The 22528-nt window shown below is 55.6% G+C and carries 26 protein-coding genes; 17 read left to right on the top strand and 9 right to left on the bottom strand.

What is annotated here, in order from left to right; genetic code table 11:
* Positions 1–191 precede the first annotated feature (191 nt).
* The 4 genes from frdA to frdD are packed head-to-tail and all read left to right on the top strand — an operon-like array spanning position 192 to position 3485.
* Positions 192–1982 (top strand): fumarate reductase (quinol) flavoprotein subunit, encoded by a 1791-nt coding sequence (gene frdA, locus N6P30_RS12650; RefSeq protein WP_023293462.1) that lies wholly within the window; start codon positions 192–194, stop codon positions 1980–1982.
* Positions 1975–2709, top strand: coding sequence for a succinate dehydrogenase/fumarate reductase iron-sulfur subunit (locus N6P30_RS12645; RefSeq protein ID WP_021240721.1), 735 nt, complete (start codon positions 1975–1977; stop codon positions 2707–2709). The genes frdA and N6P30_RS12645 overlap by 8 nt, the downstream gene beginning before the upstream one ends.
* A gap of 10 nt (positions 2710–2719) precedes the next feature.
* Positions 2720–3115 (top strand): fumarate reductase subunit FrdC, encoded by a 396-nt coding sequence (gene frdC, locus N6P30_RS12640; protein ID WP_008502933.1) that lies wholly within the window; start codon positions 2720–2722, stop codon positions 3113–3115.
* A 10-nt stretch (positions 3116–3125) separates the two neighbouring features.
* On the top strand, positions 3126–3485 hold the full coding sequence (frdD, locus tag N6P30_RS12635; RefSeq protein WP_008502934.1) for a fumarate reductase subunit FrdD: 360 nt from the start codon (positions 3126–3128) through the stop codon (positions 3483–3485).
* Positions 3486–3514: 29 nt separating this feature from the next.
* On the opposite strand, the gene ampR is transcribed toward frdD, so the two are convergent.
* Positions 3515–4390 carry a LysR family transcriptional regulator AmpR gene (gene ampR, locus N6P30_RS12630; RefSeq protein ID WP_023293463.1) on the bottom strand — a complete coding sequence of 292 codons (876 nt, stop codon included), beginning with the start codon at positions 4388–4390 and terminating at the stop codon, positions 3515–3517.
* A 132-nt stretch (positions 4391–4522) separates the two neighbouring features.
* Between ampR and N6P30_RS12625 the strand changes: the two genes are divergently transcribed.
* Together N6P30_RS12625 and N6P30_RS12620 are read left to right on the top strand one after the other, a co-directional pair.
* A complete protein-coding gene (locus N6P30_RS12625; protein ID WP_023293464.1) occupies positions 4523–5668 on the top strand; it encodes a cephalosporin-hydrolyzing class C beta-lactamase MIR-16 in 1146 nt (381 codons plus the stop codon).
* A 130-nt stretch (positions 5669–5798) separates the two neighbouring features.
* A complete protein-coding gene (locus N6P30_RS12620) occupies positions 5799–6329 on the top strand; it encodes a lipocalin family protein (RefSeq protein WP_021240724.1) in 531 nt (176 codons plus the stop codon).
* On the opposite strand, the gene sugE is transcribed toward N6P30_RS12620, so the two are convergent.
* Positions 6326–6643, bottom strand: coding sequence for a quaternary ammonium compound efflux SMR transporter SugE (gene sugE, locus N6P30_RS12615; RefSeq protein ID WP_008502938.1), 318 nt, complete (start codon positions 6641–6643; stop codon positions 6326–6328). The genes N6P30_RS12620 and sugE overlap by 4 nt on opposite strands.
* A 261-nt stretch (positions 6644–6904) precedes the next feature.
* Between sugE and N6P30_RS12610 the strand changes: the two genes are divergently transcribed.
* A complete protein-coding gene (locus N6P30_RS12610) occupies positions 6905–7504 on the top strand; it encodes a helix-turn-helix transcriptional regulator (RefSeq protein ID WP_021240725.1) in 600 nt (199 codons plus the stop codon).
* A gap of 37 nt (positions 7505–7541) precedes the next feature.
* Here the strand turns inward: N6P30_RS12610 and ecnB are convergent, their stop codons facing one another.
* The 3 genes from ecnB to efp all read right to left on the bottom strand — a co-directional run bounded on the left by ecnB (position 7542) and on the right by efp (position 8553).
* On the bottom strand, positions 7542–7688 hold the full coding sequence (gene ecnB / locus N6P30_RS12605) for a lipoprotein toxin entericidin B (protein ID WP_003025482.1): 147 nt from the start codon (positions 7686–7688) through the stop codon (positions 7542–7544).
* Positions 7689–7796: 108 nt separating this feature from the next.
* Positions 7797–7928: an entericidin A/B family lipoprotein gene (locus N6P30_RS12600; protein ID WP_024907352.1), complete on the bottom strand. Its 132-nt coding sequence runs from the start codon at positions 7926–7928 to the stop codon at positions 7797–7799.
* A 58-nt stretch (positions 7929–7986) separates the two neighbouring features.
* The gene (efp, locus tag N6P30_RS12595) at positions 7987–8553 is read right to left on the bottom strand and encodes an elongation factor P (protein WP_008502940.1); all 567 of its coding nucleotides are present in this window, start codon (positions 8551–8553) and stop codon (positions 7987–7989) included.
* A 40-nt stretch (positions 8554–8593) separates the two neighbouring features.
* Here efp and epmB point away from each other — a divergent pair, with 40 nt between their 5' ends.
* Positions 8594–9622, top strand: a complete 1029-nt coding sequence (gene epmB, locus N6P30_RS12590; RefSeq protein ID WP_008502941.1) for an EF-P beta-lysylation protein EpmB — start codon at positions 8594–8596, stop codon at positions 9620–9622.
* Between the two features lie 65 nt (positions 9623–9687).
* Here epmB and N6P30_RS12585 read toward each other — a convergent pair whose 3' ends face one another.
* Positions 9688–10041, bottom strand: a complete 354-nt coding sequence (locus N6P30_RS12585) for a DUF4156 domain-containing protein (RefSeq protein ID WP_008502942.1) — start codon at positions 10039–10041, stop codon at positions 9688–9690.
* A 234-nt stretch (positions 10042–10275) separates the two neighbouring features.
* Here N6P30_RS12585 and N6P30_RS12580 point away from each other — a divergent pair, with 234 nt between their 5' ends.
* The 3 genes from N6P30_RS12580 to iadA are packed head-to-tail and all read left to right on the top strand — an operon-like array spanning position 10276 to position 12554.
* Positions 10276–10938 (top strand): nucleoside recognition domain-containing protein, encoded by a 663-nt coding sequence (locus tag N6P30_RS12580; protein ID WP_023293465.1) that lies wholly within the window; start codon positions 10276–10278, stop codon positions 10936–10938.
* Positions 10919–11380 (top strand): YjiG family protein, encoded by a 462-nt coding sequence (locus N6P30_RS12575; RefSeq protein ID WP_023293466.1) that lies wholly within the window; start codon positions 10919–10921, stop codon positions 11378–11380. Before N6P30_RS12580 ends, N6P30_RS12575 begins: the two co-directional genes overlap by 20 nt.
* 10 nt (positions 11381–11390) lie before the next feature.
* The gene (gene iadA, locus N6P30_RS12570; protein WP_023293467.1) at positions 11391–12554 is read left to right on the top strand and encodes a beta-aspartyl-peptidase; all 1164 of its coding nucleotides are present in this window, start codon (positions 11391–11393) and stop codon (positions 12552–12554) included.
* 65 nt (positions 12555–12619) lie between these two features.
* On the opposite strand, the gene groL is transcribed toward iadA, so the two are convergent.
* Positions 12620–14263, bottom strand: a complete 1644-nt coding sequence (gene groL, locus N6P30_RS12565; RefSeq protein WP_008502946.1) for a chaperonin GroEL — start codon at positions 14261–14263, stop codon at positions 12620–12622.
* A 31-nt stretch (positions 14264–14294) separates the two neighbouring features.
* Positions 14295–14588: a co-chaperone GroES gene (locus N6P30_RS12560; protein WP_003855929.1), complete on the bottom strand. Its 294-nt coding sequence runs from the start codon at positions 14586–14588 to the stop codon at positions 14295–14297.
* 179 nt (positions 14589–14767) lie between these two features.
* Here N6P30_RS12560 and yjeH point away from each other — a divergent pair, with 179 nt between their 5' ends.
* Positions 14768–15988, top strand: coding sequence for an L-methionine/branched-chain amino acid transporter (yjeH, locus tag N6P30_RS12555; protein ID WP_023293468.1), 1221 nt, complete (start codon positions 14768–14770; stop codon positions 15986–15988).
* Positions 15989–16024: 36 nt separating this feature from the next.
* Here the strand turns inward: yjeH and N6P30_RS12550 are convergent, their stop codons facing one another.
* Positions 16025–16489: an FxsA family protein gene (locus N6P30_RS12550; protein ID WP_023616652.1), complete on the bottom strand. Its 465-nt coding sequence runs from the start codon at positions 16487–16489 to the stop codon at positions 16025–16027.
* A 334-nt stretch (positions 16490–16823) separates the two neighbouring features.
* Here N6P30_RS12550 and aspA point away from each other — a divergent pair, with 334 nt between their 5' ends.
* The 5 genes from aspA to N6P30_RS12525 all read left to right on the top strand — a co-directional run bounded on the left by aspA (position 16824) and on the right by N6P30_RS12525 (position 22406).
* The gene (gene aspA, locus N6P30_RS12545; RefSeq protein ID WP_003855923.1) at positions 16824–18260 is read left to right on the top strand and encodes an aspartate ammonia-lyase; all 1437 of its coding nucleotides are present in this window, start codon (positions 16824–16826) and stop codon (positions 18258–18260) included.
* A gap of 115 nt (positions 18261–18375) precedes the next feature.
* A complete protein-coding gene (locus N6P30_RS12540) occupies positions 18376–19677 on the top strand; it encodes an anaerobic C4-dicarboxylate transporter (protein ID WP_023293469.1) in 1302 nt (433 codons plus the stop codon).
* Positions 19678–19790: 113 nt separating this feature from the next.
* On the top strand, positions 19791–20114 hold the full coding sequence (gene cutA, locus N6P30_RS12535; RefSeq protein WP_014168278.1) for a divalent cation tolerance protein CutA: 324 nt from the start codon (positions 19791–19793) through the stop codon (positions 20112–20114).
* Positions 20090–21781, top strand: coding sequence for a protein-disulfide reductase DsbD (locus N6P30_RS12530; RefSeq protein WP_023293470.1), 1692 nt, complete (start codon positions 20090–20092; stop codon positions 21779–21781). The genes cutA and N6P30_RS12530 overlap by 25 nt, the downstream gene beginning before the upstream one ends.
* 49 nt (positions 21782–21830) lie before the next feature.
* The gene (locus tag N6P30_RS12525) at positions 21831–22406 is read left to right on the top strand and encodes a transcriptional regulator (protein WP_021240733.1); all 576 of its coding nucleotides are present in this window, start codon (positions 21831–21833) and stop codon (positions 22404–22406) included.
* Positions 22407–22528: the final 122 nt, after the last annotated feature.

The following is a 22528-nucleotide window of genomic DNA, read 5'->3' as shown; positions in this document are numbered from 1 at the left end:
TCAATCTCAATGATAAATCGCCGGACAGAACAGCAAAAAAATCGAACACGTCAAATTTCCCTGACATCTACACGGTTATACTGTTTTACCCATAAAGGAGCAGTGGAAACGCTTTCGCAATCGTCCTTTTGGACGGGTGAACTACCTTTAGTTTATCGCGTTGCGAAATAACAAAAATCTGGAGGAATGTCGTGCAAACTTTTCAGGCCGATCTTGCCGTAATAGGCGCTGGCGGGGCTGGATTACGTGCTGCGATTGCTGCAGCGCAAGCTAATCCCAACGCTAAAATCGCATTGATTTCAAAAGTCTATCCAATGCGCAGCCACACGGTGGCCGCAGAAGGAGGATCCGCCGCCGTTGCGCAGGATCATGACAGCTTTGAATACCATTTCCACGACACGGTTGCAGGGGGCGACTGGCTTTGCGAACAGGATGTCGTTGACTACTTTGTGCACCATTGTCCAACGGAGATGACCCAGCTTGAACAGTGGGGATGTCCGTGGAGTCGTCGCCCGGACGGCAGCGTCAACGTTCGTCGCTTCGGCGGCATGAAGATCGAACGTACCTGGTTCGCCGCCGATAAGACCGGCTTCCACATGCTGCACACCCTGTTCCAGACCTCCCTTCAGTTCCCACAAATCCAGCGCTTTGATGAGCATTTCGTCCTCGACATTCTGGTGGATGATGGTCACGCGCGCGGCCTGGTGGCGATGAACATGATGGAAGGCTCGCTCGTCCAGATCCGCGCCAATGCGGTGGTGATGGCGACGGGCGGTGCAGGCCGCGTTTATCGTTATAACACCAACGGCGGCATCGTTACCGGCGACGGTATGGGTATGGCGCTCAGCCACGGCGTGCCGCTGCGCGATATGGAGTTCGTGCAGTATCACCCAACCGGTCTGCCGGGCTCCGGCATTCTGATGACGGAAGGCTGCCGCGGTGAAGGCGGTATCCTGGTCAACAAAAACGGCTACCGCTACCTGCAGGATTACGGCATGGGCCCGGAAACCCCGCTCGGCGAGCCAAAGAACAAGTACATGGAACTCGGCCCGCGCGACAAAGTCTCTCAGGCTTTCTGGCACGAGTGGCGCAAAGGCAACACCATCTCCACACCGCGTGGCGACGTGGTTCACCTCGACCTGCGTCACCTGGGCGAGAAAAAGCTGCTGGAACGTCTGCCGTTCATCTGCGAGCTGGCGAAAGCCTACGTCGGCGTCGATCCGGTGAAAGAGCCGATTCCGGTCCGCCCAACGGCGCACTACACCATGGGCGGGATCGAAACCGACCAGCAGTGCGAAACCCGTATTAAGGGTCTGTTCGCCGTCGGTGAATGTTCCTCCGTGGGCCTGCACGGTGCCAACCGCCTCGGCTCAAACTCGCTGGCCGAGCTGGTGGTCTTTGGCCGCATGGCGGGCGAGCGCGCGATGGAACGTGCGGCAACCGCAGGCGAAGCTAACGGTGCCGCACTGGATGCGCAGGTCGCAGACGTTGAAAAACGCCTGAAAGATCTGGTGAACCAGGAAGGTAACGAGAACTGGTCTAAGATCCGCGACGAGATGGGCCTGTCGATGGAAGAAGGTTGCGGTATCTACCGTACCCCTGAGCTGATGCAAAAAACCGTCGATAAGCTGGCGGAACTGCAGGAGCGCTTCAAGCGCGTGCGCATCACCGACACCTCCAGCGTCTTCAACACCGACCTGCTCTATACCATCGAACTGGGCCACGGCCTGAACGTGGCGGAATGTATGGCGCACTCTGCGCTAGCGCGTAAAGAGTCGCGTGGGGCGCATCAGCGTCTTGATGAAGGCTGTACCGAACGTGACGACGTCAACTTCCTGAAACACACTCTCGCCTGGCGCGATGCGGATGGCACCACACGTCTGGACTACAGCGACGTGAAAATCACCACGCTGCCGCCGGCTAAACGCGTGTACGGTGCAGAAGCAGAAGCCGCCGAGAAGAAGGAGAAGGCGAATGGCTGAGATGCAAAAACTGAAAGTTGAAGTGGTGCGCTACAACCCGGAAGTGGATGCCGCACCGCACAGCGCTTTCTATGAAGTTCCTTACGACGAGCAAACCTCCCTGCTGGACGCGCTCGGGTATATCAAAGACAACCTGGCGCCAGACCTGAGCTACCGCTGGTCCTGCCGCATGGCGATCTGCGGCTCCTGTGGCATGATGGTCAACAAGGTGCCGAAGCTGGCCTGTAAGACCTTCCTGCGTGACTACACCAAAGGCATCAAGGTCGAAGCCCTGGGCAACTTCCCTATCGAGCGCGATCTGGTGGTCGATATGACCCACTTTATCGAAAGCCTGGAAGCCATTAAGCCTTACATTATTGGCAACCCGCGCACGCCGGATCAGGGGCCAAACAACCAGACTCCAGCTCAGATGGCGAAATACCATCAGTTCTCCGGCTGCATCAACTGCGGTCTTTGCTACGCCGCCTGTCCGCAGTTTGGCCTGAACCCCGAGTTCATCGGCCCGGCCGCCATTACGCTGGCGCACCGCTATAACGAAGACAGCCGCGACCACGGTAAAAAAGAACGTATGGCGCAGCTTAACAGCCAGAACGGCGTCTGGACCTGTACCTTTGTGGGTTATTGCTCCGAAGTCTGTCCGAAGCACGTCGACCCGGCCGCCGCCATTCAGCAGGGTAAAGTGGAAAGCTCGAAAGACTTTCTTATCGCTACCCTGAAACCACGCTAAGGAGTGCATGATGACGACTAAACGCAAAGCCTATGTGCGGCCTGTGCCGTCCACCTGGTGGAAAAACCTGCCGTTTTATCGCTTCTACATGCTGCGTGAAGGCACAGCGGTACCGGCGGTCTGGTTCAGCCTTGAGCTGATGTACGGCGTTTTTGCCCTCAAGCATGGCCCGGAAACCTGGGCCAGCTTTGTCGGTTTCCTGCAAAACCCGATCATTGTCATTCTGAATCTGATCGTGCTTGCGGCCGCGCTGCTGCATACTAAAACCTGGTTTGAACTGGCGCCAAAAGCGGCGAACATCATCGTAAAAGGCGAGAAAATGGGGCCAGAACCGGTGATTAAGGGGCTCTGGGCGGTGACGATTCTGGTCACTGTGGTCATTCTGTTTGTCGCACTGTTCTGGTAAGGAGACTACTGTGATCAATCCAAATCCAAAACGTTCTGACGAGCCGGTCTTCTGGGGCCTCTTTGGCGCAGGCGGCATGTGGAGTGCCATCATTGCCCCCGTCATCATTCTGCTGGTGGGCATTATGCTGCCGCTGGGGCTGTTCCCGGGCGATGCGCTGAGCTACGAACGCGTACTGGCGTTCGCGAGCAGCTTTATCGGCCGCGTGTTCATCTTCCTGATGATCGTCCTGCCGCTGTGGTGTGGCCTGCACCGTATTCACCATGCGATGCATGACCTGAAAATCCATGTACCGAGCGGGAAATGGGTATTCTACGGTCTGGCGACCATCCTGACCGTGGTCACGCTGATTGCCGTGATCACTATCTGACGCCTCTGGCCCGCCATCCGGCGGGCCTTTTATTTCTGCATCTTCCCCACCAGCCATTGAGCAAACTCGCGCATTGCGGGCGTTTCTGCGCGTGACTGCAGCCTCGTGAGCCAGTAGCTGCCAAGGTCAATCTGCGTCGCAAAGGGTTGTACAATGCGCTCACTGTTCAGCAGATGGGTGAACATATCGACAGGGGCAATCGCGATGCCCGTACCTGCCTGCGCGGCTTCCAGCATGGTCACGGACGAATCAAATACCATTACCCGGTGCGTCGGTGAAGGCGGGTTTTCTCCCGCGGCCTGCATCCAGGCGGTCCACTCGTCGCGCCGGTAAGAACGCAGGAGGGTAAACTTCAGGATATCGGCAGGGGTGTGCAACGCGGCTGCAATGTCAGGCGTGCAAAGCGGCGCAAGCGGTGCAGGGCAAAGAAACGTCGCTTCCGTGCCGTGCCACGCCCCGCCGCCATAACGAATGGCGTAATCAAGCCCCTCGGCCGCCGGATCGACGCGATTGTTGTGCGTCGACAGCTGAAGATCGATATGCGGATAGCAGCGACGAAAGTCAGCGAGCTGCGAGAATAACACCCCCGTAGCAAAGGTACCCACCACGCCAATTTTCAGCTTCTCCTGGGCGCGCTGGCTGGCAAAGCGATCCAGCATTCCGGCAATTCGGTCGAACGAGTCATTCAGCACCGGCAGCAAATTCTCGCCTTCCGTGGTCAACATCAGCCCACGCGAAACGCGGACGAACAGCTGGCAGTTAAGATGCTGCTCCAGCGCCTTTACGTGCTGGCTAATCGCGGAATGGGTGACATTCAGTTCAATAGCGGCATGCGTAAAACTGAGGTGCCTTGCGGCAGCTTCGAAGGCGCGAAGCGAATTAAGCGGAAGATAGCTGCGGGTCATGGTCCCATCCGTTAGAAAAATTAACAGCTAATGCTAAATTTAACCGTTTGTCAGCCACAGTCAAATCCAACAGACTACAGCGGTCTGACGGGCCCGGACACTCCCTTGAACTGCTATTACGGAAGATAACCGATGATGACAAAATCCCTAAGCTGTGCCCTGCTGCTCAGCGTCGCCAGCGCTGCATTCGCCGCACCGATGTCCGAAAAACAGCTGGCTGAGGTGGTGGAACGTACCGTTACGCCGCTGATGAACGCGCAGGCCATTCCGGGTATGGCGGTGGCGGTAATTTATCAGGGTCAGCCACACTACTTTACCTTCGGTAAAGCCGATGTTGCGGCGAACAAACCCGTCACCCCGCAAACCCTGTTTGAGCTGGGCTCTATAAGTAAAACCTTCACCGGCGTACTGGGCGGCGATGCCATTGCCCGGGGTGAAATAGCGCTGGGCGATCCGGTAGCAAAATACTGGCCTGAGCTCACGGGCAAGCAGTGGCAGGGCATTCGCATGCTGGATCTGGCAACCTATACCGCAGGCGGTCTGCCGTTACAGGTGCCGGATGAGGTCACGGATACCGCCTCTCTGCTGCGCTTTTATCAAAACTGGCAGCCGCAGTGGAAGCCGGGCACCACGCGTCTTTACGCTAACGCCAGCATCGGTCTTTTTGGTGCGCTGGCGGTCAAACCTTCCGGCATGAGCTATGAGCAGGCCATGACGACGCGGGTCTTTAAACCCCTCAAGCTGGACCATACATGGATTAACGTCCCGAAAGCGGAAGAGGCGCATTACGCCTGGGGATACCGTGAGGGTAAAGCGGTCCACGTTTCGCCAGGGATGCTGGACGCGGAAGCCTATGGCGTAAAAACTAACGTGAAGGATATGGCGAGCTGGGTGATAGCCAACATGAAGCCGGATTCTCTTCAGGCTCCCTCACTCAAGCAAGGCATTGCTCTGGCGCAGTCTCGCTACTGGCGCGTGGGGGCTATGTATCAGGGGTTAGGCTGGGAGATGCTCAACTGGCCGGTCGATGCCAAAACCGTCGTCGGAGGCAGTGATAACAAGGTGGCGCTGGCACCATTGCCCGTGGCAGAAGTGAATCCACCCGCGCCTCCGGTCAAGGCCTCCTGGGTCCATAAAACAGGCTCGACGGGCGGGTTTGGCAGCTACGTGGCATTTATTCCTGAAAAGCAGCTCGGCATTGTGATGCTCGCGAATAAAAGCTATCCGAACCCGGCACGCGTTGAGGCGGCATACCGTATCCTCGACGCGCTGCAGTAAAACATTGCCGGGTGGCGGCTTCGCCTTACCCGGCCTACAAAACCACAGTGTGCGGCGAAATTCGCCGCACAATCTTCCGCATTTTTCCTGCTGTCATCTACACTTAACAAAAAACAGTAAGGAAACTCCTATGCGCATTCTGCCTGTTATCGCCGCGGTGACAGCCGCGTTTTTAGTGGTTGCCTGCAGTTCCCCTACCCCGCCTCCTGGCGTCACCGTCGTCACGCCTTTTGATGCACAACGCTTCCTTGGAACATGGTATGAAATCGCGCGCCTCGACCATCGGTTTGAGCAGGGTTTAGAGAAGGTCACGGCGAATTACAGTCCGATGGATGATGGCGGTATTCAGGTGATCAACCGGGGCTATAATCCCGATCGGGAGATGTGGCAGCAGTCGGTGGGAAAAGCGTACTTCACTGGAGACCCGCGACGGGCCGCGCTTAAGGTCTCTTTCTTTGGTCCGTTTTATGGCGGTTATAACGTGATAGCGCTCGACAAAGCGTATCGCCATGCGCTGGTCTGTGGGCCGGATCGCGACTACCTGTGGATACTCTCCCGCACGCCAACTATTTCACCAGAAATGAAGCAGCAGATGCTGGACGTCGCGACCCGGCAAGGGTTTGATGTATCAAAACTTATCTGGGTAAAACAGCCCCATTAGTGGGTGCTGAGCTTAAGCCCAACGATCCCGGCCACAATCAGAGCGAGGCTGGCGATACGCGCCAGACTCGCTGACTCGCCGAGTAGCAAAATGCCTGTGATGGCGGCCCCCACTGCGCCAATACCCGTCCAGACGGCATAAGCCGTTCCCACAGGCAAAGAGCGCATCGCCCAGGATAGCAGAACAATACTGACTATCATGGCGGTAACGGTAATGACGCTGGGCGTCAGGCGGGTAAATCCGTGGGTGTACTTGAGACCAATCGCCCATACCACTTCGAGCAGGCCAGCAATAAAAAGAATGATCCAGGACATGTCAGGCTCCTTAACTTAATGCAAGTTGGGGCCGTCCCCGGTGAAAGAAACGCTTACGGGTCGTCCCGTAAGGCAGAGATTACGCCACCTATTGTGGTTAGCGTGCTATTTTTTTTCAATCCTTTTTTGCTGAACACGTTAAGGCAAGAAATAGCCGCAGTATGGCGCGGAGTTCCGGCTTTTAGCACTCATCCGACTTCTCTATGATGATGTGCTTTCTGATGGCAGGAAGCCAAACCACTAGCCGACTGCGAATAAAATATGTTCAAAATTCTTTTGATTGACCGTTGTCACTTCACCCGCGCGGGGTTTGAAGCATGGCTCAATCATTCCGGTTTGTTCCCGGGACACTACGTTGTGACCGGGCTGAATAATCTGTTTCTTGCCAGAGAACACATTCTGCAATGGAAACCGACGCTGGTTATCGCTGACCTGTACGGCTTCAGGCAGGATATTCACCATTTTCAGCAGCTCTCTTCCCTGCTTAACGCCAGTGAACGATTACCGTTTATTTTGCTGCAGTCGGGAGAGGACAGCGGCATGACCGACTGGCTTGGGAAGTTTCCGGTCTGGTCGTCGCTGTTGAAAAACGCCAGTCTCGAAGAGGTGGCAACGGTTATCAACGACGCGTTAATTTCGCGCGCCAGCGCTGACAGGCCAACGGCGGCAGCCCCTTTGCTGACCCGACAGGAAGAGAAGGTGCTGACGTTATGGATGGACGGCGCGAGCAATCAAAAAATTGCCGCTCACCTGAGCATCAACGGAAAAACGGTTTATACCTATAAACGCAATATCCGCATGAAATTACATATGGATACGCGTTTTTCTCCGTTCTTATCCCTGCAGGAATCAGAAAGCTGACGGTACGAAACCCGGCTGGTCCCGTACCGTTTATTCATTACTGCTGAGCTTTTGTTGCCGCACCAGAGATTGCGCTACCACCTTCAGAAATATCCTGACCGACGCCACGCGTGGTATTACAGGCCGTTAACACTGAAGAAAGTACCAGGACTGAAAAGATCGCTGCAATTGTCTTCTTAACCATAATATCTTCCTTTTATAGCCAAAGTTGTTTTGTGTATAGCAACTTAAGAATAGACAAAATCCCGCCGGTTGACGGAAGAGGAAGCATTTTTAGGAAAATTAGACGAACTTAGCTGGCGGCGTGAGAAATGATATGACCCAGATCCTGGATATCTTGTCCCATTCCACGCGTGGTGTTACAGCCAGAAAGCAATGCACTGGAGAGCGCTAACAGAAGCAGAATTTTAACGGTACGTTTCATCATCCCTGCCTGCAAAAAATCGGGCGCAGCGGGCGCTGCGCCTTCAATCATACGTAAATTACTTCACGCGGGATACGTATTCGCCGGAGCGGGTATCCACTTTGATCACTTCGCCAGTCTGTACGAACAGTGGCACTTTCACCACTGCGCCGGTAGACAGTTTGGCTGGCTTACCGCCGGTACCTGCGGTATCACCCTTCAGACCTGGATCGGTTTCAACGATTTCCAGTTCTACGAAGTTTGGTGGGGTCACTGCGATAGGCTGGCCGTTCCACAGGGTCACGATGCACTCAGCCTGATCCAGCAGCCATTTAGCGCTGTCACCTACCGCTTTCTCATCAGCAGACAGCTGTTCGAAAGTGGAGTTGTTCATGAAATGCCAGAACTCGCCATCGTTGTACAGATAGGTCAGGTTCATATCAACAACATCAGCGCCTTCAGCAGAGTCAGTAGACTTGAAGGTTTTCTCAACACGGGTACCGGTCAGCAGACGGCGCAGCTTAACGCGTGCGAATGCCTGGCCTTTACCTGGTTTAACGAATTCGCTGGCTTCAACCGCGTACGGTTCGCCGTCCATCATGATTTTAAGACCAGCACGAAAATCGTTGCTATAGTACGTTGCCATAAGGCCCTCTAAATTTGTTAACTGGTAGCTAAGCCACAAAATGGCGCATATTGTAACCCTAAACACCCCGTCCAGAGAAGATTGGTTATCGCAACTTGCCGATGTAATCACCAGTCCTGATGAATTGCTGCGTCTTTTAGACCTCGATCAGCACCCAGAGTTGCTTGCAGGCCGCGAGGCAAAGCGCCTTTTCGCCCTGCGCGTTCCCCGTGCGTTTGTGGCCCGGATGGAGAAAGGCAACCCCGACGATCCGCTATTAAAACAAACGCTTACTTCGCAGGATGAATTCATTACTGCGCCGGGATACAGCACCGATCCGCTGGAAGAGCAGAACAGCGTGGTGCCGGGTTTACTGCACAAGTATCTCAACCGCGCCCTGCTGCTGGTAAAAGGCGGCTGTGCGGTAAATTGTCGTTATTGCTTCCGTCGGCACTTCCCCTATGCCGAAAACCAGGGCAATAAACGCAACTGGCAGGTCGCGCTGGACTATATCGCAGCCCATCCGGAGCTGGATGAGATTATTTTTTCCGGCGGTGACCCGTTGATGGCGAAAGATCATGAGCTGGACTGGCTGCTGACTCAGCTTGAAGCCATCCCGCACATTAAGCGCCTGCGCATTCATAGCCGCTTACCGATTGTCATTCCGGCACGTATCACCGACGGCCTTGTGGCACGCCTGGAGCAATCTCGCCTGCAGGTGCTGCTGGTTAATCATATTAATCACGCGAACGAAATTGACGATGCGTTTCGCGCGGCGATGGCGCGACTGCGTAAAGCGGGCGTGACGCTGCTGAACCAGAGCGTGCTGCTGCGCGGCGTGAATGACAGCGCCCGCGTGCTGGCCGATCTGAGCAATGCCCTGTTTGATGCGGGCGTGATGCCGTATTACCTGCACGTGCTGGATCGCGTTCAGGGCGCGGCGCATTTCATGGTGACGGATGAAGAAGCCCGGCAGATTATGCGCGAACTGTTAACGCTGGTTTCAGGCTATATGGTGCCGAAGCTGGCACGTGAGATTGGCGGAGAGCCGAGCAAGACGCCGCTCGATTTGCAGCTGCGGCAGCACTAAAAAGGCAGGTGGCGCTACGCTTACCCGCCCTACAGGGCCGGGCGCAGCGCCATTAGCACATTACATCAGTTCGGGCACTTATAGACCTGGCCCGTCATCTGGCTGGCGGTCGGCACGAAGCTGGACAGCATACTCTGCGTTGGGCTACTTACGCCGTAAATCACGTTGCCGCCCATTGCCGCAGCCTGATTACGCAGGGCATTCGCCGCTCCGCGCATAGAACCGCCTTCCTCACCGTGCTGACCCGACATCCAGTTACTTTGTTCACCGGTTGCCGTGCCTAACAGCTGGCATTCACTGCCAGGCTTATCTTCCACAAAGCGAACGCCCTGGCCCGCTGCCGACAGCTCATTGCTGGAGCTACAACCCGCCAGCAGCAGTGCTGCCCCTACAATCCCTGCACAGACTTTTACGCGCATGTTATTCCTCGTTTTCAATAAGCTGGACAGTAATTGTCCGTGTGTAAATCTTATACCTAAAAGATGACTAAAAGAAAAACCCCCGCGCATTTCTGCGAGCCAGATTCCGCGAGGCACTCCTCCGACATCTTAAATGAATTCTGATAATAACCTTTGGGATATCGTGTTTTAGCCCCCGATCGTTTTTAGTGATGCAACGTACAACTTTTGTACGCGACTAAAAAAGGAGGTTTTATGAGTGCATCATCCTCAGGAGAGGAAAAAGTGACATGGGTGGGTTATGTGGCGTTTGTACTTACCATCGTTTTTTTCTCGGGCTTTTTCGCCAAAAGCACCGAATGGTGGCGCGTGCTGGATTTTACCGTCTTAAACGGCAGCTTTGGCCCGGTCAACGGCGCTCTGACGTTTCGCGGAACGGGCGGAACGGGGGCAAAAGACGGTTTCCTCTTTGCCCTTGAGCTGGCTCCCTCGGTCATTTTATCGCTTGGTATCATCGCCGTCACCGAAGGTCTGGGCGGGCTGCGTGCCGCACAGCAGCTTATGACTCCCATTTTACGTCCGCTGCTGGGTGTGCCGGGCGTTTGCTCCCTGGCGCTGATAGCCAACCTGCAAAACACCGATGCGGCGGCAGGGATGACCAAAGAGTTAACCGATGAAGGCGCGATTACGGACCAGGAGCGCGCTATTTTCGCCACCTTTCAGACCAGCGGTAGCGCCATCATTACCAACTATTTTTCTTCCGGTGCCGCGCTCTTCACCGTTATCACCATCCCGGTGATTACGCCACTGGCCGTTATTCTGGTGTTTAAATTCGTTGGCGCGAACGTCCTGCGCCTGTGGATCGCCCACATGGAAAATCGTCTTCATGAGGAAGAACATGATCGCCCAGCCGCGTAAAAATATCATGGATATGTTTATTGATGGCGCCCGCCGCGGCTTTACCATCGCCACCACCAGCCTGTTGCCGAACGTCGTTATGGCGTTTGTCATCATTCAGGCGCTCAAGGTCACCGGCCTGCTGGATATTGTCGGCAAGATATGCGAGCCAATTATGGCGCTGTGGGGCCTTCCGGGTGCGGCGGCAACGGTTCTTTTGGCCTCGGTGATGAGTATGGGCGGCGGCGTGGGCGTCTGCGCCAGCCTGGTCGCCGCCGGCACGCTCAACGGCCACGATGCCACCATCCTGCTGCCCGCCATCTATCTGATGGGCAATCCGGTGCAAAACACCGGCCGCTGCCTGGGTACCGCCGGCGTAAACCCGAAATATTATCCGCATATTATTACTCTTTGTGTCATTAATGCCCTGCTCTCAATGTGGGTGATGCAGCTACTCTTCTGAGGAGATAAAAATGGATTTTTCAGTGCTGAACCCTCACCTTTTCCGCAACGCACATCTCTACGCCCCGGAGGATAAGGGACGTTGCGATCTGCTGATCGCTGCGGGAAAAATCGTGGCGATCGAAAAAGCGAACCACGGAACAACGAGGCCAGACTGCCCGGAAAGCGATCTGGCTGGGGCGGTGGTTTGCCCGGGGTTTATCGACCAGCATGTGCATTTGATCGGTGGCGGCGGTGAGGCGGGCCCTCACACCCGCACGCCAGAGGTTCGCCTGTCTGCACTCGTTGCCGCAGGCATCACCTCGGTTGTTGGCCTGCTAGGCACCGACGGCGTGACCCGGCATCCTGAATCGCTGCTGGCAAAAACGCGGGCCCTTGAACATGAAGGGATCAGCGCATGGATGCTGACGGGGGCGTACGGGCTGCCTTCGCCGACCATCACCGGCAGTGTCGAAAAAGACGTGGCGCTGATTGATAAAATCATTGGCGTGAAATGCGCGATCTCTGACCATCGTTCTTCCGCGCCAGCCGAGGACCAGCTCGCCAGTATGGCTGCCCAGTCACGCGTAGGCGGGCTGTTGGGTGCCAAAGCGGGTATCTCCGTGTTTCACCTCGGCAACAGCCCAAAGCTGCTAGAGCCGCTGTTTAGCATCCTGAATAACGCCGACGTTCCCCGCGTAAAACTGCTGCCAACCCACGTTAACCGCGCCCGGGCGCTGTTCGATGCCGCGCTGAGCTATGCCCGCGAAGGCGGTTTTATCGACATCACAACCAGCATCAGTGAACCGATTAACGCCGCCAGCGCCATCGTGATGGCCCGCGAGGCGCAGGTGCCGTTTAACCGGCTTACGCTCAGTTCGGACGGCAACGGCAGCCAGCCGAAATTTGATGAGAGCGGCAATCTGGTGGGTATGGGCGTGGCGGGGTTCGAATCCCTGCTCGAAACGCTGCAGCAGCTGGTCAGCCGACATCAGCTGCCGCTGGAAGAGGCGCTTCTTCCCTTTACGCGAAACGTGGCGGCGTTTCTCGGGCTGGAGCATAAGGGACGGCTCGCGCCCGGATGCGACGCGGATTTCCTGGTACTGACGGACGATCTGAAGATTCGCGAGGTCTGGGCCAAAGGCCGCCAGATGGTGCGAGAAGGTGCCGTGTGCGTCAAAGGGACTTTCGAATAGCACGTAATAAAAAACCCCGGGCATTTCTGCCCGGGGTTCGTTCTGAGAGGTTCAGAACAACATGATTACATCATGCCGCCCATTCCACCCATGCCGCCCATGCCAGCAGCACCTAAGTCAGGCGCATCGCCTTTAGGCAGGTCGGTCACCATGCACTCGGTGGTGATCATCAGACCAGCAACAGAGGCCGCGTACTGCAGAGCAGAACGGGTCACTTTAGTTGGGTCCAGGATACCGAAGTCGATCATGTTGCCGTATTCTTCAGTTGCCGCGTTGTAACCGTAGTTACCTTCGCCCGCTTTCACCTTGTTCGCCACCACAGATGGCTCTTCACCGGCGTTAGACACGATCTGACGCAGAGGCGCTTCCATTGCGCGCAGCGCAACTTTGATACCCACGTTCTGGTCTTCGTTCTGAGCGGTCAGGCCAGCCAGTTTAGCGGCAACGCGCACCAGCGCAACGCCACCACCCGCAACCACGCCTTCTTCTACCGCAGCACGGGTCGCGTGCAGGGCATCGTCAACGCGCGCTTTTTTCTCTTTCATTTCAACTTCGGTCGCAGCACCGACTTTGATTACCGCAACGCCGCCTGCCAGTTTCGCTACGCGCTCCTGCAGTTTTTCACGGTCGTAATCGGAAGTCGCTTCTTCGATCTGCTTACGGATCTGACCAACGCGGCCCTGAATAGCGGCTTCTTCACCCACGCCATCGATGATGGTGGTGGTGTCTTTGTTGATCACAACGCGTTTCGCCTGGCCCAGGTCTTCCAGGGTCGCTTTTTCCAGCTCCATACCGATCTCTTCAGAGATGACGGTACCGCCGGTCAGGGTAGCGATATCCTGCAGCATCGCTTTACGACGATCGCCGAAGCCAGGTGCTTTAACCGCAGCCACTTTCACGATGCCGCGCATGGTGTTAACCACCAGGGTCGCCAGCGCTTCGCCTTCAACATCTTCAGCGATGATAACCAGCGGTTTGCCTGCTTTCGCAACGGCTTCCAGCACTGGCAGCATTTCGCGGATGTTGGAGATTTTTTTGTCAGCCAGCAGGATGAACGGGCTTTCCAGCTCAACAGCGCCAGTCTCTGGCTTGTTGATGAAGTATGGGGACAGGTAACCGCGGTCGAACTGCATACCTTCAACCACGTCCAGTTCGTCTTCCAGACCGGTACCGTCTTCAACGGTGATCACGCCTTCTTTACCGACTTTGTCCATCGCTTCCGCGATCAGTTTACCTACGGTTTCGTCGGAGTTAGCGGAGATGGTACCAACCTGAGCAATCGCTTTAGAGTCAGAGCACGGTACGGACAGCGCTTTCAGTTCTTCCACAGCGGAGGCGACAGCTTTGTCGATACCACGTTTCAGATCCATTGGGTTCATGCCCGCAGCAACGGCTTTCAGACCTTCGGTGATGATGGCCTGCGCCAGAACGGTCGCGGTGGTGGTACCGTCGCCTGCAGCGTCGTTCGCTTTAGAGGCCACTTCTTTCACCATCTGCGCACCCATGTTTTCGAACTTGTCTTCCAGCTCGATTTCACGTGCTACGGAAACACCGTCTTTGGTGATGGTTGGCGCGCCGAAGGATTTATCCAGCACTACGTTACGGCCTTTCGGGCCCAGGGTCACTTTAACTGCATCTGCCAGTACGTTTACGCCGCGGAGCATTTTTACACGAGCGTCGTTACCGAATTTTACGTCTTTAGCTGCCATGTTCTTATTTCCTCAAATTCTCGTGCGTAAATTACGCTTCAACAATTGCCAGAATGTCGCTCTCGGACATGATCAACACTTCTTCATTGTCGATCTTCTCGGATTTCACGCCGTAGCCATCGTTGAAAATTACGATGTCACCAACTTTAACGTCCAGTGGCTGCACAGTTCCGTTTTCCAGGATGCGGCCCTTACCGACAGCGATGATTTCGCCACGCGTTGATTTGGCTGCTGCAGAACCGGTCAGAACGATGCCGCCAGCAGACTTGGTTTCAACTTCTTTACGTTTGACGATCACACGATCATGTAACGGACGAATACTCATTGATAGCTCTCCTTTGAGAAAGTCATTATCAGTTATGGATGACGCCGGCCCGCATGCGGTTTTCCGACTAGTGCCCTGAGAGATGGGGATAGCTTTTTACCCCTTCAAGGGGGAGTTGAAAAAAAATTTTGCGAAAGTGTTACCATCGCCTCTCTTTTGGAATTGGCAGGACGATGTCAATGAGTGGACTCAAGCAGGAGTTGGGGCTGGCGCAGGGCGTCGGCCTGCTCTCAACCTCCTTGTTAGGAACGGGCGTGTTCGCCGTACCTGCACTGGCGGCACTGGTAGCCGGAAATAACAGTCTGTGGGCGTGGCCCGTTCTGATTGTATTGGTTTTCCCGATTGCCATTGTGTTTGCCATCCTGGGGCGGCATTTCCCCAGCGCGGGCGGCGTGGCGCATTTTGTCAGGCTGGCATTTGGCCCGCGACTGGAGCGTGTGACCGGCTGGCTGTTTCTCTCCGTTATTCCGGTTGGGCTTCCTGCGGCGCTGCACATTGCAACCGGCTTTGGCCAGGCGCTGTTTGGCTGGCATGACGAGCAGTTGCTGTTGGCCGAACTGGGTACGCTGGCTATCGTCTGGTGGGTGGGTTCACGCGGAGCCCGCTCCAGCGCCAACCTGCAGACACTGGTTGCGGTGCTGATTGTCGCGCTCGTTGCCGCTATCTGGTGGGCGGGCGATATCACCGTAAAAGAGATTCCCTTTCCGGCCGTGACAGACGTCGACCACTCACAGCTTTTTGCCGCGCTCTCCGTCATGTTCTGGTGTTTTGTCGGTCTGGAAGCCTTTGCTCATCTGGCGTCGGAATTTAAGCAGCCTGAACGTGATTTCCCCCGCGCACTGATGATCGGCCTGCTGCTGGCAGGCACGGTGTACTGGGCGTGTACCGTGCTGGTGTTGCACTTCAAGGCTTTCGGAGCCGATCTCGCCGCCGCGGCATCGCTGCCGGGTATCGTGGTTGAACTGTTTGGTGTGAAGGCGCTGTGGATCGCCTGCGTTATCGGCTATCTGGCCTGTTTTGCCAGCCTCAACATTTATATCCAGAGCTTTGCCCGTCTGGTGTGGTCGCAGGCGCTGGATAAACCTGATAACCGCCTCGCGCGCCTGTCTAAACGCCAGCTGCCGCTGAATGCCCTGAATGCCGTACTGGGCTGCTGCGTGGTGAGTACGCTGTGCATTTACGCCCTGAAGGTCAATCTGGATACGCTGCTCGTCTACGCCAACGGCATTTTCATCATGATCTACCTGCTGTGCATGCTGGCAGGTTGTCGTTTGCTGAAAGGTCGTTATAAAGCACTGGCGCTTGTCGGGGGGCTACTGTGCCTGCTGCTGCTGGCGATGGTGGGATGGAAGAGCGTGTATGCCATCGTCATGCTGGCGGTGTTGTGGCTGGCGCTTTAGTAGGCCCGGTAAGCGAAGCGCCACCGGGCAACAAAATCACCGATCGTCTTTGTGATCCAGACGGTCGTGCTGTTCATCCTTACGCTGATATTCCCCTTCAAACGTGTCGCCTGGCCCGGTGCTGAACCCACCGCCCGGCATACGGCTAAAGCGCAGATGCGGCAGCAGCTTCATAGTCAGGTGCTTTTGCACCGGCGGCAGAAGCAGCAGAAGGCCGAGGAAGTCGGTAAAGAACCCGGGCAGAATCAGCAGCAGCCCCGCAATAATCAACGACACGCTTTTGATCATCTCTTCCGCCGGGCTTTCGCCTGCGGCCATCTTTTGCTGCATTATCAGGAAATTTTTGAAACCCTGATTACGCACCAGCGACATGCCGATGACGGAGGTGAAAATCACCAGAATCAGCGTCAGCAGGACGCCCAGCACATGGGCAACCTGGATGAAAATGGAAATCTCAATGTAAACATAGAGAAAGAAAGCAATAAACGGTATCCAGCGCACTGGCATCTCCTGTGTGGCAGAGGCCATCGGCCCCTGTCTGAATGTGTTCGCGACACGCGTTTGTATGAGATGGTGACGGTTAGCGAAAATTCAATCAGTTTGCACGGATATTTTTTTTGGAAATATTAAAGCGGTGACCCATTTCACAGATTAATAATTATCATGGAATCGGCTCGATAATAAGTGATCCAGCTTACGGCAATTCGCTATCATCAGCATATGATCTCGAGCATCTGGCTGATTGAGGGAATAATCGTCGGTCAGAAAATATTCAAAACCACATAAATACTGTGTGTTTAGTACAATCCATCGGCAGCTTGAAAAGAAGGTTCACATGTTAAACAACATTCGTATCGAAGAAGACTTGTTGGGTACCAGGGAAGTTCCAGCGGATGCCTACTACGGTGTCCACACTCTGAGAGCGATTGAAAACTTCTACATCAGCAACAGCAAAATCAGCGACATCCCTGAGTTTGTTCGTGGCATGGTGATGGTGAAGAAAGCCGCAGCCCTGGCCAACAAAGAGCTGCAAACCATTCCTAAAAGCGCGGCAAATGCGATTATCGCAGCCTGCGATGAAGTGCTGAACAACGGCAAATGCATGGATCAGTTCCCGGTTGACGTCTATCAGGGCGGCGCGGGCACCTCCGTCAACATGAATACCAACGAAGTACTGGCAAACATTGGCCTGGAGCTGATGGGTCACCAGAAAGGTGAATACCAGTACCTGAACCCGAACGACCACGTCAACAAATGCCAGTCCACCAACGACGCCTACCCTACCGGCTTCCGTATCGCGGTGTATGCCTCCGTGGTGAAACTGGTGGATGCGATCAACCAGCTGGGTGATGGCTTCCAGCGTAAAGCGGTTGAGTTCCAGGACATTCTGAAAATGGGTCGTACCCAGCTGCAGGATGCGGTGCCGATGACCCTCGGCCAGGAATTCCACGCGTTTAACGTCCTGCTGAACGAAGAGACTAAAAATCTGCTGCGCACCTCCGAGCTGCTGCTGGAAGTGAACCTGGGCGCTACCGCCATCGGTACGCGTCTGAACACCCCGGATGGCTATCAGCAGCTGGCGGTACAGAAGCTGGCTGAAGTGTCCAACCTGCCGGTTGTGCCTGCAGAAGACCTGATTGAAGCGACCTCCGACTGCGGCGCCTACGTCATGGTACACAGCGCGCTGAAACGTCTGGCGGTTAAGCTGTCCAAAATTTGTAACGACCTGCGCCTGCTCTCTTCCGGCCCGCGCGCTGGCCTGAACGAAATCAACCTGCCAGAACTGCAGGCAGGTTCGTCCATCATGCCAGCCAAGGTGAACCCAGTCGTGCCAGAAGTAGTGAATCAGGTTTGCTTCAAAGTCATCGGTAACGATACGACCGTGACCATGGCCTCTGAAGCGGGTCAGCTGCAGCTGAACGTGATGGAGCCAGTCATTGGCCAGGCGATGTTTGAATCTATCCACATTCTGACCAACGCCTGCTACAACCTGCTGGAAAAATGCATCAACGGCATCACGGCGAATAAAGAAGTCTGCGAGGGTTATGTCTATAACTCCATCGGGATCGTCACCTACCTCAACCCGTTCATCGGGCACCATAACGGCGACATCGTCGGTAAGATTTGCGCCGAAACCGGTAAGAGCGTGCGTGAAGTGGTGCTGGAGCGCGGGCTGTTGACCGAAGCCGAGCTGGACGATATTTTCTCAGCCCAGAACCTGATGCACCCGGCCTATAAAGCGAAACGATATACCGATGAAAGCGAACAGTAACCGTTCAGGCTAGGCTTCTTAAGGCACGTCAATTGTGACGTGCCTTTTTTCTTTTTAGGCGTTACCAAAATACAACAATTCAATATCAACTTGTTAATAAGCAAGGCAGGTCCTTATGTTTGGAGCAGAACTCGTCATCGTCTTGTTGGCGATTTATTTTGGAGCACGACTCGGGGGTATCGGCATCGGTTTTGCCGGCGGTCTTGGAGTGCTCGTTCTTACCCTTATCTTTCAGATTAAACCCGGCGCAATCCCGTTCGACGTTATCGAAATCATCATGGCAGTCATTGCCGCTATTGCCGCCATGCAGGTGGCAGGCGGTATGGACTACCTGGTGAGCCTGGCGGAGCGCATGTTACGCCGCCACCCGAAATACATAACCTTCCTTGCTCCGCTGGTGACCTGGTTTATGACCATTCTCGCCGGTACTGGCCACACCGCTTTCTCCACGTTACCGGTGATTACCGAAGTGGCGAAAGAACAGGGTATCCGTCCGTCGCGTCCGCTCTCTATTGCAGTCGTCGCGTCCCAGATCGCGATTACCGCCTCGCCGATTTCCGCGGCGGTGGTCTTCTTCGCCGGTATCCTGGAGCCGATGGGCGTGAGCTACCTGACGCTGCTGGCGATCTGCATTCCGGTGACGCTGATTGCGGTGATGATTACCGCCGTGCTGTGTAACTTCCTCGGTGCTGAACTGAAAGACGATCCGGTTTATCAGGAGCGTCTGGCAAAAGGTGAAGTGAGCCTGCGCGGCAGCCAGGTCTTCGAACTGAAGCCACATGCGAAACGCTCCGTGCTGCTGTTCCTGATTGGTATTGTTGCCGTCATGTTCTATGCGACCGCCATCAGCGATACCGTGGGGCTGATCCAGAACCCGGTCCTGCCGCGTAACGAAGCGATTGTGGTGTTCATGCTGACCATCGCGACGCTGATTAGCATCACCTGTAAAATTGATACCAGCGAAGTGCTGAACGCCAGCACCTTCAAATCCGGTATGAGCGCCTGCGTGTGCGTGCTGGGTGTGGCGTGGCTTGGTGATACCTTCGTGAAAGCGCACATCAGTGATATCCAGACCGTCGCTGGTGACCTGCTGCACAACTATCCGTGGCTGCTGGCTGTCGTGCTGTTCTTCGCGGCTACTCTGCTTTACTCCCAGGCGGCGACCACCAAAGCGCTGATGCCTGCGGCGCTGATGCTGGGTGTGACGCCGCTGACGGCAATTGCCTCTTTTGCGGCGGTTTCTGCCCTGTTCGTATTGCCAACCTACCCAACCCTGCTGGCGGCGGTGGAGATGGACGACACCGGCTCAACCCGTATCGGTAAGTACGTGTTTAACCACGCGTTCCTCATCCCGGGCGTGGTGGCGATTACGCTTTGCGTGGTCCTCGGCTTTATCATCGGCGGCATTGTGCTGTAAACGGTTAGCCGTTGTAAAAATAGTTAAAATCGGGCCGCTCAGCGGCCCGTTTCATTAATGACCAATCGTCCTGCGTGATATAGTGAAGACTTTCGTGATGAGGAGGTCGACTTGTGAACACGCCTGATGCCGTTGTCGTACTGTGCACCGCCCCTGATGAAGCTTCTGCCCAGGATCTCGCCGCCAAAGTGCTGGCCGAAAAACTGGCAGCCTGCGTCACGCTCCTCCCCGGCGCTACCTCTCTTTACTATTGGGAAGGTAAGCTGGAGCAAGAGTACGAAGTCCAGATGTTGCTTAAAACCAATCTGGCGAATCAGCAGGCACTCCTGGACTGCCTCAAATCTCATCATCCTTACCAAACCCCGGAACTGCTGGTCTTGCCAGTGGTTCATGGCGATAACGACTATCTATCATGGCTCAACGCTTCCTTACGCTGATCCTGCTGCTTTGCAGCACATCAGTTTTTGCCGGGCTGTTTGACGCGCCCGGCCGTTCGAACTTCATTCCTGCCGATCGGGCGTTTGTTTTCGATTTCCAGCAAAACCAGCACGACCTTACGCTCAACTGGCAGGTGAAAGAGGGCTATTACCTCTATCGCAAGCAGGTGAGCATTACGCCTGCTCAGGCCAGCGTGGGCGCATTACAGATGCCCGCTGGCGAGTGGCATGAAGATGAGTTTTACGGCAAAAGCGAAATCTATCGCCAGCGCCTGAGTGTGCCCGTTACGGTGAACCAGGCGGATAAAGGCGCGACCCTGACGGTGACCTACCAGGGATGCGCGGATGCCGGATTCTGCTATCCGCCGGAAACAAAGGTGGTTCCGCTTAGTGAGGTGAAAGCGTCGCCCACGATTTCACCTCTTCCTTCAGGCGAGAAGCATGAGGATACCGCTGACCTTCCGTTCTCCGCGCTGTGGGCCTTACTGATTGGCATTGGCATTGCCTTTACCCCCTGCGTGCTGCCGATGTATCCGCTCATCTCTGGCATCGTACTGGGCGGCAAACAGCGCCTTTCCACCGCACGCGCGCTGCTGCTGGCCTTTATTTACGTGCAGGGTATGGCGCTGACCTACACGGCGCTCGGCCTTGTGGTCGCCGCTGCCGGGTTGCAGTTCCAGGCCGCACTTCAGCACCCGTACGTGCTGATTGGCCTGTCGGCGATATTTATTCTGCTGGCACTGTCGATGTTTGGCCTGTTCACGCTGCAGTTACCGTCTGCTCTGCAAACCCGCTTAACGCTGATGAGTAATCGTCAGCAGGGAGGCTCGGCAGGCGGCGTGTTTATGATGGGGGCCATCGCCGGACTGATTTGCTCCCCTTGCACCACTGCCCCGCTGAGCGCCATCCTGCTCTATATTGCCCAGAGCGGCAATCTGTGGCTCGGCGGCGGTACGCTGTACCTTTACGCGCTGGGCATGGGCCTGCCGCTGATTCTGGTCACGGTTTTCGGCAACCGCCTGCTGCCGAAGAGCGGCCCGTGGATGGAGACGGTGAAAACCGCATTTGGTTTTGTGATTCTGGCGCTGCCGGTGTTCCTGCTGGAACGCATTACGGGTGACGTCTGGGGCACTCGCCTGTGGGCGATGCTCGGCGTAGCGTTCTTCTCCTGGGCATTTATCGTCAGTCTGGGGGCCAAAAAAGCGTGGATGCGCCTGGTGCAAATTCTCCTGCTCGCCGCCGCGCTGGTGAGCGTGCGTCCTCTGCAGGATTGGGCGTTCGGCTCGCCGGTCGGCCAGACGCAGGCGCATTTGAACTTTATGCAGATTAAGAACGTCGATGAGCTCAACAGCGCGCTTGCGCAGGCGAAGGGCAAACCGGTGATGCTCGATCTCTATGCCGACTGGTGCGTCGCCTGCAAAGAGTTTGAAAAATACACCTTTAGCGATCCACAGGTGCAAAATGCCCTGAAAGAGACGGTTCTGCTCCAGGCGAACGTAACCGCCAATAATGCGCAGGATAAGGCTCTGCTAAAACAGCTTAACGTGCTCGGGCTGCCAACCATTCTGTTCTTCAATCAACAGGGTCAGGAGCAGCCAGAACAGCGTGTAACCGGGTTTATGGATGCAGCGGCATTTAGCGCGCATTTGCGCAATCGCCAACCGTAAACAACACTTTAAACGGAACATACCGTTGGGAATAGCGGAGGAGATAACCGTGCAACGTGAAGACGTACTGGGACAAGCCCTGCAATTACTTGAGATTTATGGGATCGCCAGCACCACGCTTGAGATGGTAGCCGACCGTATCGATTACCCCCTGGATGATCTTAAGCGCTTCTGGCCGGATAAAGAGGCGCTCGTTTATGATGCTCTGCGCTATCTCAGCCAGCAGGTTGATATCTGGCGCAGGCAGCTGATGCTGAATGAAGAACTGACTGCGGAACAAAAGCTGCTGGCGCGCTATACCGCCCTGACGGAATGTGTCAGCAACAACCGCTATCCGGGCTGCCTGTTTATTGCGGCCTGTACGTTCTATCCCGATCCCGACCATCCTGTCCACCAGTTGGCGGATCAGCAAAAACGGGCAGCGCATGACTTCACCCACGAGCTGCTGACCCGTCTTGAAGTGGATGACCCGGCAATGGTGGCGAAACAGATGGAGCTGGTGCTGGAGGGCTGCCTGAGCCGCATGCTGGTGAACCGTAGCCAGGCCGATGTGGATACGGCGCACCGGCTGGCAGAAGATATTCTGCGCTTTGCTCAGTGCCGTATGGGCGGGGCGTTAACGTAAGCGAACCTGTCATATTTGACGTATTCGACGCGTAAACCATCAGATTGCCGCAAAGTTAAGCAATTGAACAGCTTTCCCCGAAATAATGTTGACGATAAGGCGCGATTGCGGTTTAATGCGCT

The sequence above is a fragment of the Enterobacter sp. PL1 genome (assembly GCF_945957325.1).
In the GTDB taxonomy this organism is placed as follows: domain Bacteria; phylum Pseudomonadota; class Gammaproteobacteria; order Enterobacterales; family Enterobacteriaceae; genus Enterobacter; species Enterobacter roggenkampii.
Note: the sequence above shows the minus strand (reverse complement) of the source record. Positions and strands in the feature narration are given on the sequence as shown.

Coding starts and splice junctions, on each gene's coding strand:
- sugE (WP_008502938.1), bottom strand. CDS start 6,643: ATGTCCTGGATCATTCTTTTTATTGCTGGCCTGCTCGAAGTGGTATGG.
- N6P30_RS12530 (WP_023293470.1), top strand. CDS start 20,090: ATGGCTCAACGCTTCCTTACGCTGATCCTGCTGCTTTGCAGCACATCA.
- N6P30_RS12625 (WP_023293464.1), top strand. CDS start 4,523: ATGATGACAAAATCCCTAAGCTGTGCCCTGCTGCTCAGCGTCGCCAGC.
- ecnB (WP_003025482.1), bottom strand. CDS start 7,688: ATGGTTAAGAAGACAATTGCAGCGATCTTTTCAGTCCTGGTACTTTCT.
- N6P30_RS12620 (WP_021240724.1), top strand. CDS start 5,799: ATGCGCATTCTGCCTGTTATCGCCGCGGTGACAGCCGCGTTTTTAGTG.
- frdC (WP_008502933.1), top strand. CDS start 2,720: ATGACGACTAAACGCAAAGCCTATGTGCGGCCTGTGCCGTCCACCTGG.
- ampR (WP_023293463.1), bottom strand. CDS start 4,390: ATGACCCGCAGCTATCTTCCGCTTAATTCGCTTCGCGCCTTCGAAGCT.
- iadA (WP_023293467.1), top strand. CDS start 11,391: ATGGATTTTTCAGTGCTGAACCCTCACCTTTTCCGCAACGCACATCTC.
- N6P30_RS12540 (WP_023293469.1), top strand. CDS start 18,376: ATGTTTGGAGCAGAACTCGTCATCGTCTTGTTGGCGATTTATTTTGGA.
- N6P30_RS12560 (WP_003855929.1), bottom strand. CDS start 14,588: ATGAGTATTCGTCCGTTACATGATCGTGTGATCGTCAAACGTAAAGAA.
- N6P30_RS12585 (WP_008502942.1), bottom strand. CDS start 10,041: ATGCGCGTAAAAGTCTGTGCAGGGATTGTAGGGGCAGCACTGCTGCTG.
- N6P30_RS12610 (WP_021240725.1), top strand. CDS start 6,905: ATGTTCAAAATTCTTTTGATTGACCGTTGTCACTTCACCCGCGCGGGG.
- aspA (WP_003855923.1), top strand. CDS start 16,824: ATGTTAAACAACATTCGTATCGAAGAAGACTTGTTGGGTACCAGGGAA.
- groL (WP_008502946.1), bottom strand. CDS start 14,263: ATGGCAGCTAAAGACGTAAAATTCGGTAACGACGCTCGTGTAAAAATG.
- N6P30_RS12645 (WP_021240721.1), top strand. CDS start 1,975: ATGGCTGAGATGCAAAAACTGAAAGTTGAAGTGGTGCGCTACAACCCG.
- efp (WP_008502940.1), bottom strand. CDS start 8,553: ATGGCAACGTACTATAGCAACGATTTTCGTGCTGGTCTTAAAATCATG.
- N6P30_RS12580 (WP_023293465.1), top strand. CDS start 10,276: ATGAGTGCATCATCCTCAGGAGAGGAAAAAGTGACATGGGTGGGTTAT.
- N6P30_RS12600 (WP_024907352.1), bottom strand. CDS start 7,928: ATGAAACGTACCGTTAAAATTCTGCTTCTGTTAGCGCTCTCCAGTGCA.
- epmB (WP_008502941.1), top strand. CDS start 8,594: ATGGCGCATATTGTAACCCTAAACACCCCGTCCAGAGAAGATTGGTTA.
- yjeH (WP_023293468.1), top strand. CDS start 14,768: ATGAGTGGACTCAAGCAGGAGTTGGGGCTGGCGCAGGGCGTCGGCCTG.
- N6P30_RS12575 (WP_023293466.1), top strand. CDS start 10,919: ATGATCGCCCAGCCGCGTAAAAATATCATGGATATGTTTATTGATGGC.